The sequence below is a fragment of the Streptomyces sp. NPDC056480 genome (assembly GCF_042795405.1).
Classification (GTDB): Bacteria; Actinomycetota; Actinomycetes; order Streptomycetales; family Streptomycetaceae; genus Streptomyces.
On record NZ_JBHTSA010000149.1, the window covers coordinates 8,752 to 17,766 of the forward strand.

8 protein-coding genes are annotated in these 9,015 nt (G+C 72.3%); 5 read left to right on the forward strand and 3 right to left on the reverse strand.

The features are described from left to right. Window positions 1-204: 204 nt before the first annotated feature. Window positions 205-873, reverse strand: a complete 669-nt coding sequence (locus ACFQ79_RS36345; protein ID WP_383591505.1) for a TetR/AcrR family transcriptional regulator — start codon at window positions 871-873, stop codon at window positions 205-207. Window positions 874-910: 37 nt separating this feature from the next. Between ACFQ79_RS36345 and ACFQ79_RS36350 the strand changes: the two genes are divergently transcribed. Beyond that, window positions 911-2,329 (forward strand): MFS transporter, encoded by a 1,419-nt coding sequence (locus tag ACFQ79_RS36350; RefSeq protein ID WP_383591508.1) that lies wholly within the window; start codon window positions 911-913, stop codon window positions 2,327-2,329. 89 nt (window positions 2,330-2,418) lie between these two features. On the opposite strand, the gene ACFQ79_RS36355 is transcribed toward ACFQ79_RS36350, so the two are convergent. Then, window positions 2,419-2,631 (reverse strand): acyl-CoA carboxylase epsilon subunit, encoded by a 213-nt coding sequence (locus ACFQ79_RS36355; protein ID WP_383591511.1) that lies wholly within the window; start codon window positions 2,629-2,631, stop codon window positions 2,419-2,421. Window positions 2,632-2,664: 33 nt separating this feature from the next. Beyond that, complete coding sequence (locus ACFQ79_RS36360) at window positions 2,665-4,257, reverse strand: acyl-CoA carboxylase subunit beta (protein WP_383591514.1); 1,593 nt, start codon at window positions 4,255-4,257, stop codon at window positions 2,665-2,667. Between the two features lie 134 nt (window positions 4,258-4,391). Here ACFQ79_RS36360 and ACFQ79_RS36365 point away from each other — a divergent pair, with 134 nt between their 5' ends. From ACFQ79_RS36365 to ACFQ79_RS36380, 4 genes are all read left to right on the forward strand, one after another. After that, entirely contained in the window at window positions 4,392-5,237 is an 846-nt protein-coding gene (locus ACFQ79_RS36365; RefSeq protein WP_383591517.1) for a biotin--[acetyl-CoA-carboxylase] ligase, read from the forward strand. A gap of 304 nt (window positions 5,238-5,541) precedes the next feature. Further along, complete coding sequence (locus ACFQ79_RS36370) at window positions 5,542-6,684, forward strand: adenylate/guanylate cyclase domain-containing protein (protein WP_383591520.1); 1,143 nt, start codon at window positions 5,542-5,544, stop codon at window positions 6,682-6,684. Between the two features lie 60 nt (window positions 6,685-6,744). Then, the gene (locus ACFQ79_RS36375; protein ID WP_383591523.1) at window positions 6,745-7,539 is read left to right on the forward strand and encodes an enoyl-CoA hydratase/isomerase family protein; all 795 of its coding nucleotides are present in this window, start codon (window positions 6,745-6,747) and stop codon (window positions 7,537-7,539) included. An 80-nt stretch (window positions 7,540-7,619) separates the two neighbouring features. Further along, complete coding sequence (locus tag ACFQ79_RS36380; protein WP_383591526.1) at window positions 7,620-8,762, forward strand: diguanylate cyclase domain-containing protein; 1,143 nt, start codon at window positions 7,620-7,622, stop codon at window positions 8,760-8,762. Window positions 8,763-9,015: the final 253 nt, after the last annotated feature.

Genomic DNA, 9,015 nt, shown 5'->3' on the forward strand with positions numbered 1-9,015 from the left:
GTGGGTGTGTGGGTTTTTTTTTTTTATGATCCCCCCTCGTTGGGGCGTCGGGGGGGGGGGGGGGGGGGGGGGCGCCTGAGTACGGATACTCAGGCGCCCCGGTGCCGAGGGACTATTCGCGGGCGAACGGAAGACCGCCCCCGGGCTAGGGGGGTGTCTTGCCGATCATGCCGGGCTCGCGGGGCCTGATCGACAGGACACCCCCTACGCCCGGATGAACACCCCGTCCCGCGCCGCCGCGAGCGCCGCCGTGACCGCCCGTTCCGCCACGTCCGCCGTGACCTCCTCGCGGGTGACCGCAAAGCGGTAGTAGAGCGGCGCGGAGACGGCGCGGAGCAGCTCGGTCGGGTCCGTCTCCGCGGGGATCTCGCCGCGGGCCGCGCCCTTGGCGACGACGGGGGCCCATTCGCCGAGCCGGGTCCGGTAGAAGTCGGCGAGGGCGCGGGCGCAGTCCTCGTCGCAGGCGGCCGCCGCGATGACCGCGCGGAAGACGGCGCCCATCCGCGGGTCGGTGAGGGTGGCGCGGACGAGTTCGGCGTTGGTCCGCAGGTCGCCAGCGAGGCTGCCGGTGTCGGAGGCGGGCAGGGACTGCTCGGCCATGTCGTGCAGGAGGTCGGTGACCAGGCCGACGGGGGAGCCCCAGCGGCGGTAGACGGTGGTCTTGCCGACGCCCGCGGTCGCGGCGATCCGGTCCATGTTCAGGGCGTGGAAGCCGGTGTCGGCGAGCGCGTCCTGGGTGGCGTCGAGGACGGCCCTGCGGACCTTCGCGGTGCGGCCACCGGGGCGCAGGGTGCCGGGCGAGGCCGGCTGGCTCTCAGTCAAATGGGTCTCCTGTTCCATTAACGCCATCGACTCTGCTACGGTACGGGACATCTTAACGGAACCCGTCTCCCATTAAGGGGTCGTACGCATGGTTGCCCTGGATCACCCCCAGCCCGTCGAACAGCCCGCGGCCCCCGCCGCCGGGCCGGCGGACGCCCGTATGACCGGACGGATGCGGCTCGTCCTCGTCGTCCTCCTCCTCGCCCAGTTCATGCTCGCCGTCGACTTCTCGATCCTGAACGTCGCACTGCCCGTCATCGGTCAGGGACTCGGCTTCAGCCTCGGCGGCCTCCAGTGGATCGCCACCGCCTTCGCCCTCGCGGCGGCCGGATTCACCCTGCTCTTCGGGCGCGTCGCCGACCTCGTCGGCCGCCGCCGGCTCTTCCTCGGCGGCATGGCACTCCTCGGCGTCTCCTCCCTCGTCGGCGGCCTCGCCACCGGCCCCGAGATGCTGATGGCCGCCCGCGTCGCCCAGGGCCTCGCCACCGCCGCCGTCACCCCCGCGGGGCTCTCCCTGCTCACCGCCTCCTTCCCCGAGGGCCCGCTGCGCGCCCGCGCGCTCGGACTCAACGGCGCCCTCATGTCCGCGGGCTTCACCACCGGCGCGATCCTCGGCGGCGTCCTCACCGACCTGCTCTCCTGGCGCTGGGCGTTCCTCGTCAACGTGCCGGTGGCCCTCGCCGTCCTCCTCGTCGCCCCCGCGGTCCTCACCGAGAGCCGCCCGGCCGTCCGCCCCCGCCTCGACGTGCCCGGCGCGATCACCGTCACCGGCGGACTCCTCGCCCTCGTCTACGGCCTGACCGTCAGCGGCGAACACGGCTGGACCGACCCGACCGCCCTCATCTCCCTCGCCGCCGGCGCCGCGCTCCTGGTCGCCTTCGTCCTCGTCGAACGCCGGGCCGCCGCCCCCCTCGTCCCGATCCACATCCTCAAGCGCCGCACCGTCGTCTGGGGCAACCTCGCCGGACTCGTCGCCTTCGTCACCGAGACCTCACTGGTCTTCCTGATGACGCTCTACCTCCAGGACGTCCTCGACTTCTCCCCGCTCGCCGCCGGCCTCTCCTTCGGCGTCCTCGGCGCGGGCACGGTCCTCGGCGGGGTGTTCGCCTCCCGCTTCATCAGCCGCTTCGGCGCCCGCACGGCCCTGGTCTCCGGCGGCATCCTCCAGGCCGTCGCGACCCTCTCCCTGTACGGACTCGGCGAGGGCCCGGGGAGCCTCTGGCTGCTCCTCGCGGCGACCTTCGCCGGCGGCATCGGCAACATGCTCGCCATCGTCGGCTTCATGGTCACCGCCACCTCCGGCATCCCCGACCACGAGCAGGGCACCGCGACCGGGCTCGCGACCATGACCCAGCAGATCGGCATCACCATGGGCACGCCGATCATGAGCGCCGTCGTCGTCACCGCACCCGTGCTCCTCGACGGCATCGGCCTCGCGGTCCTCGTGAACGCGGCGATCGTCGCCGCCGGAGCCGTCCTGGCCGGCCTCTTCCTGCGCCGCACGTGACGCGTGGCCGGGACGGCACACCAGCAGGACGTGAGAAGGGCCGGACCCCCACGGGGGGAGTCCGGCCCTTCTCACCGTTCCACGACCGGCTACACCGGCCAGTACGACCGCGCCCAGGCCCGCGGGCCCGGCCGGTGGCGCACCGACTGCGCGATCCGGGACGGGTCCGACCAGCCCTCCGGCACCGCGGGGCCGCCGCCCCCGGCGGACGCCGCCGCCGTCGCCGCGGCCCGCGCCTGAACCACCGCCAGTGCGGCGGCCAACTCCTCCGGGGTCGGGTTTCCTCGTACGACCTTGATCATGTCGACTCCTTGAAGGGTCAGGTCCGGGGAGGCCTAGAGCGGGATGTTGCCGTGCTTCTTCGGAGGCAGGGATTCCCGCTTCGTCCGCAGCTGACGCAGCCCCTTCACGATCTGCGGGCGCGTGTCCGACGGCATGACCACACCGTCGATGTACCCGCGCTCGGCCGCCGTGTACGGGTTGAGCAGGGCGTCCTCGTACTCCCGCATCAGCCGCGCCCGCTCCGCCTCCTGATCCTCCGCCTCGGCGATCGTCCTGCGGTGCAGGATGTTGACCGCGCCCTGCGCGCCCATGACCGCGATCTGCGCCGTCGGCCACGCCAGGTTCAGGTCCGCGCCCAGGTGCTTGGAGCCCATCACGTCGTACGCGCCGCCGAAGGCCTTCCGCGTGATCACCGTGATCAGCGGCACCGTGGCCTCCGCGTACGCGTAGATCAGCTTCGCGCCGCGCCGGATGATGCCGCCGTACTCCTGGTCCACGCCCGGCAGGAAGCCCGGCACGTCCACGAACGTGAGCACCGGGATGTTGAACGCGTCGCAGGTGCGGACGAACCGCGCCGCCTTCTCGGACGCGTCGATGTCCAGGCACCCCGCGAACTGCATCGGCTGGTTCGCGACCACACCCACCGGGAAACCCTCGACCCGGCCGAAGCCGGTCAGGATGTTCGGCGCGAACAGCGACTGCGTCTCCAGGAACTCACCGTCGTCGAGGACGTGCTCGATGACCCGGTGCATGTCGTACGGCTGGTTCGCCGAGTCCGGGATCAGCGTGTCCAGCTCCCGGTCCTCGTCCGTCACCTCGGTCTCCGCGACCTCGGGGAACGTCGGCGGCTCCGACAGGTTGTTCGACGGAAGGTAGGACAGCAGGGACTTCACGTACTCGATGGCGTCCTTCTCGTCCCCCGCCATGTGGTGCGCCACGCCCGAGGTCGCGTTGTGCGTCCGGGCACCGCCCAGCTCCTCGAAGCCCACGTCCTCACCGGTCACCGTCTTGATGACATCGGGACCCGTGATGAACATGTGCGAGGTCTGGTCCACCATCACCGTGAAGTCGGTGATCGCCGGGGAGTACACCGCGCCGCCCGCGCACGGACCGACGACCAGCGAGATCTGCGGGATCACCCCCGAGGCGTGGGTGTTGCGGCGGAAGATCTCGCCGTACATGCCGAGCGCGCTCACACCCTCCTGGATGCGCGCGCCGCCGGAGTCGTTGATGCCGATGACGGGGCAGCCCGTCTTCAGCGCGAAGTCCATCACCTTGATGATCTTCTGGCCGTACGTCTCGCCCAGCGCCCCGCCGAAGACCGTGAAGTCCTGCGAGAACACGGCCACCGGGCGCCCGTCCACCGTGCCGTAGCCGGTGACGACACCGTCTCCGTACGGACGGTTCTTCTCCAGACCGAAGTTGGTCGACCGGTGCCGGGCCAGCTCGTCCAGCTCGACGAACGACCCCTCGTCGAGGAGCAGCGCGATCCGTTCGCGCGCGGTCAGCTTGCCCTTTGCGTGCTGCTTCTCCACCGCACGCGCCGAGCCGGCATGAGTGGCCTCGTCGATACGGCGCTTGAGGTCCGCGATCTTGCCTGCGGTCGTGTGAATGTCAATCTCGTACTGCTCTGCCGGCTCGGACATCGGGATGCGGCTCCCTGCCTGGTCACGGGGGGTTCGTTGACTACGAATGGGCTACTGCTCAGCTACTGAGCCGTAGCGTATCGACGCCGATACGGTTCGGCACTGCGGTCTTTGCCACACCTAGTCTGGCTTGCATGACGTCCTCCCAAGGCTCCGGCGGACCCTGGTCCGACCTCGACCGGCCCCCGCTGAACGCCCCCGCACTGCGCCGCGCCCTCGTCCTTCCCGACGGCCTGTGGACCTCGCTCGACGTGGTCACGAGCACCGGATCCACCAACAGCGACCTCGCCGCCCGCGCCGACGAGCTGCCCGAGGGCGCCGTACTCGTCGCCGAGGAGCAGACCTCCGGCCGAGGCCGCCTCGACCGCAGCTGGACGGCGCCCGCCCGCTCCGGGCTCTTCCTCTCCGTCCTCCTCAAGCCGGAGGTACCGGTCCACCGCTGGGGCTGGCTCCCGCTGCTCACCGGCGTCGCCGCCGCGACCGGCCTCGCGAAGTCCGCCGGAGTCGACATGTCCCTCAAGTGGCCCAACGACCTGCTGGTTTCCGTCGGAGGCGAGGAGCGCAAGACCGGCGGCATCCTCGCCGAGCGCGCCGGAGCGGACGGCATCGTCGTCGGCCTCGGCATCAACGTCACCCTCCGTGAGGACGAACTCCCCGTCCCGGCGGCCGGATCGCTGCTCCTCGCCGGCGCCGTCTCCACCGACCGCGACACCCTCCTGCGCGCCGTCCTGCGCTCCCTCGCCGAGTGGTACGGCGACTGGGTACGGGCCGACGGCGACCCCGCCGCATCCGGCCTCCAGGCGGCCTACACGGCCGACTGCGCGACCCTCGGCCGCCGCGTCAGGGCCGAGTTGCCGGGCGAGCGGATGCTGGAGGGCGAAGCGGTAGCCCTGGACGGCGACGGCCGCCTGGTGGTCGCGACAGAGGGCGGCGGCCAGGAAGCGGTGGGCGCGGGCGACATCGTCCACCTGCGGACGTAGGCGGGCTGACGCCCGCTACCTCGGTGTGGGCAATCGATCCGCTTGGGGGTCCCCCCTGGACGTAGTCCTCGGGGGAGGAACGGGTGGGCACACCACACACACGCGCGGCGCCCTCCAGATGCGTCGACCCCGGGGCCCCGCGTCCGAGGGGCCGCGTACGACCGGAGGGCCCGCACGACAGGTCCAGGAACACAGGCGGCAGCCGTTAAGGCGTGAGCCAAGCCACAGCTGTCGTATCGTGGACCGCGATCCAGGGCGACAGATCGGCAGGGCAAGTGGGCAGGGAACGGGCAGGAGGCGGCCGGTGACCGTCGACGACGAGAACGAGGGCGGCGCGCCCGAGCCTCCCGCGTACCCCACCCCCCATCACGAGGTCGACCACACGGCCGAGCCGAGCGACGATCCGCTCGCCATCCGCCTCGAACAGCTCATCCTCGGCGCGGACCGCCGCTACACCCCGTTCCAGGCCGCCCGCACGGCCGGCGTCTCCATGGAACTCGCCTCCCGCTTCTGGCGCGCCATGGGCTTCGCCGACATCGGCCAGGCCAAGGCGCTCACCGAGGCCGACGTCCTCGCCCTGCGCCGACTGGCGGGTCTCGTCGAGGCCGGACTGCTCAGCGAGCCGATGGCCGTACAGGTCGCCCGTTCCACCGGACAGACCACCGCACGGCTCGCCGAGTGGCAGATCGACTCCTTCCTGGAAGGCCTCACCGAGCCGCCCGAGCCCGGCATGACCCGGACCGAGGTCACGTATCCGCTGGTCGAGCTGCTCCTGCCCGAGCTGGAGGAGTTCCTCATCTACGTCTGGCGGCGGCAGCTCGCCGCCGCCACCGGCCGGGTGCTCGTGCAGGCCGCCGACGACGAGGAGATGGTCGACCGGCGGCTCGCGGTCGGCTTCGCGGACCTGGTCGGCTTCACGCGGCTCACCCGCCGCCTGGAGGAGGAGGAGCTCGGCGAGCTCGTCGAGGCCTTCGAGACGACCTGCGCCGACCTGGTCGCCGCGCACGGCGGCAGGCTCATCAAGACCCTCGGCGACGAGGTCCTGTACGCGGCGGACGACGCCGGTACGGCCGCCGAGATCGCGCTGCGCCTGATCGAGACCCTCGGCCACGACGAGACGATGCCCGCGCTGCGCGTCGGCATCGCCTTCGGCACCGTGACGACCCGGATGGGCGACGTCTTCGGCACGACGGTGAACCTGGCGAGCCGGCTCACCTCGATAGCGCCGAAGGACGCCGTCCTCGTCGACGGCGCGCTCGCGGAGGAGCTGTCCCGGACGGGCGAGGCGCCCGTCTCGGAGACGCAGGCCGCCGAGGAGGCCGCCCAGGCGGAGAAGGAGGGCCGCCAGGCCGCCACGTACCGCTTCGCGCTCCAGCCGATGTGGCAGCGGCCCGTCCGCGGTCTCGGCGTCGTCGAACCCTGGCTCCTGACCCGCCGCCCGACCTAGGATCTCCCGTGCACGCCTGTTAACAGCCGTTAACAGGCTCTGAATCGGGAGGGTGCGGTCATGTCCGAGCAGCGCTTCGGTGAGTTCGTGGTGGTCCGGAAGGACGGGAACGGGCACGTCGCCGAACTGGTCCTCGACCGGCCCAAGGCGATGAACGCCGTCTCCTCCGAGATGGCCCGCTCCCTCGGCGCCGCCTGCGAGGCGCTCGCCGCCGACCCCTCGGTCCGCGTCACCGTGCTGACCTCCTCGAACGACCGCGCCTTCTGCGTCGGCGCCGACCTCAAGGAGCGCAACTCCTTCACCGACGCCGAGCTGGTCCGCCAGCGGCCGACCGCCCGCGCCGCCTACACCGGCGTCCTGGAGCTGCCCATGCCGACCGTCGCCGCCGTGCACGGCTTCGCCCTCGGCGGCGGCTTCGAGCTGGCGCTCGCCTGCGATGTCATCGTGGCCGACGCGACCGCCGTGGTGGGCCTCCCCGAGGTGTCCGTGGGCGTCATCCCGGGCGGCGGCGGTACGCAGCTGCTGCCGCGCCGGGTGGGCGCGGCGCGCGCCGCCGAGCTGGTCTTCACTGCCCGCCGGGTGGAGGCCGCGGAGGCCCGTGAGCTGGGCCTGGTCGACCTCCTGGAGGAGGACGCGCGGACGGCGGCCCTGGAGCTCGCCGGCCGGATCGCGGCGAACTCGCCGGTCGGGCTGCGGGCGGCGAAGAAGGCCATGCGGCTGGGGCAGGGCCTGGACCTGCGGGCCGCCCTCGAGGTCGAGGACGCGGCGTGGCGTTCGGTGGCGTTCTCGGGGGACCGCGCGGAGGGCGTGGCGGCCTTCAACGAGAAGCGGAAGCCGAACTGGCCGGGTGAGTGAGTTCTACCGTTCTGCACCAAATGTCACTTACGGTGACGTCTCGAAGGTGAAAACGCATCAAACCTCCCTAAGCTGGAGGAATGGGTGAGGACGGACGGCTGCGGGCCGTAGTGGCGCTGGCGCAGGGGATGGCGGCGGCGCACACTCCACGCGAGTTCTGGCGGGCGGCGGCGCTCGGGTCCTGCGACGGGCTCGACGGCACCTTCGCCGCCCTCTCCGTCTGGCAGCGGGACCACGGGCGCCTCAAGGTCCTGGTGAACGCGGGGGCGCGGGCCGTGGGCGAGGAGGAGTTCCCGGACTCGGAGACGTATCCGGTGCACCAGTTCCCCGAGATCACCGAGTTCCTCCACGAGCAGTGGGCGGGCGGCGGTGAGCCGGACGCCTGGGTGGAGACCGCCGACGACCCGGTCCCGACGGGCCGGGTGGCCGGCCTGCGGCGGCGGGGGCGCGGATGCTGTGTGGTCGCCCCGATCGTGCTGCACGGACGGGCGTGGGGCGAGCTGTACGTGGCCCGCCCACCACAGGAGAAACCTTTCACCCGCGCGGACGCCGACTTCGCCACCGTGCTCGCGGCGGTGGTCGCGGCGGGCATCGCCCAGGCCGAACGCCTGGAGGAGGTCCGCAAGCTCGCGTTCACCGACCCCTTGACGGGACTGGCCAACCGGCGGGCCGTGGACACCCGCCTGGACGAGGCGATCGAGCGCTACCGGGTGGACGGCTCCGTGGTCAGCCTGCTGGTCTGCGACCTGAACGGCCTCAAGCGGGTCAACGACACCCACGGCCACGCGGTGGGCGACCGGTTGCTCGAACGCTTCGGATCCGTCCTCTCCCGCTGCGGGGCGATGCTCCCCGGCGCTCTGGCGGCGCGCCTCGGCGGCGACGAGTTCTGCCTCCTGACGGTCGGCCCGACGGCGGACGAGGTGGTGGCGGTCGCGGAGGAGCTCTGCGTACGGGCGGCGGAGCTGGAACTCGGCGAGGGCGTGGCGTGCGGGGTGGCGTCCACGGGAGACCCGATCGGTCCGCTCAGGTCGGCCCGCCGCCTCTTCCGCCTCGCGGACGCGGCCCAGTACCAGGCGAAGGCGGCCCGCTCGTCGAAGCCGGTGGTGGCGGGCCGCGACGGCACGGTGGTCCGCCTTGCGGACGCCCCGCCGGGAGCCCGCGACCGGCGAAGGTTCAGGGACGCGCCACCGGTGGAACCGCCGGCGCCGGAGGGGCGGGGGTGAGGTGTCTGGGGTGGGGGTTTCGGGTGTGCCTCGGGTGCGGCCGCCCTCTTTCCGAGTGTGGCGTCCTCCACCACCGGGTCAAGGGCGCTCCTTCGTCGCGTCGCTGCGCGATGGGCTGCGCCCACCCTTGACCCGGCGGCGGAGGCCGCCTTTTCACACTCGGAGGGCGGTCCGGGGGGCGGGGTCCACGCCTGGCTTCGGGCATCGGCCGGGCGTCGCGTGCGTGTGCCGGTCGGTGGGTGGGGGCTTGGTT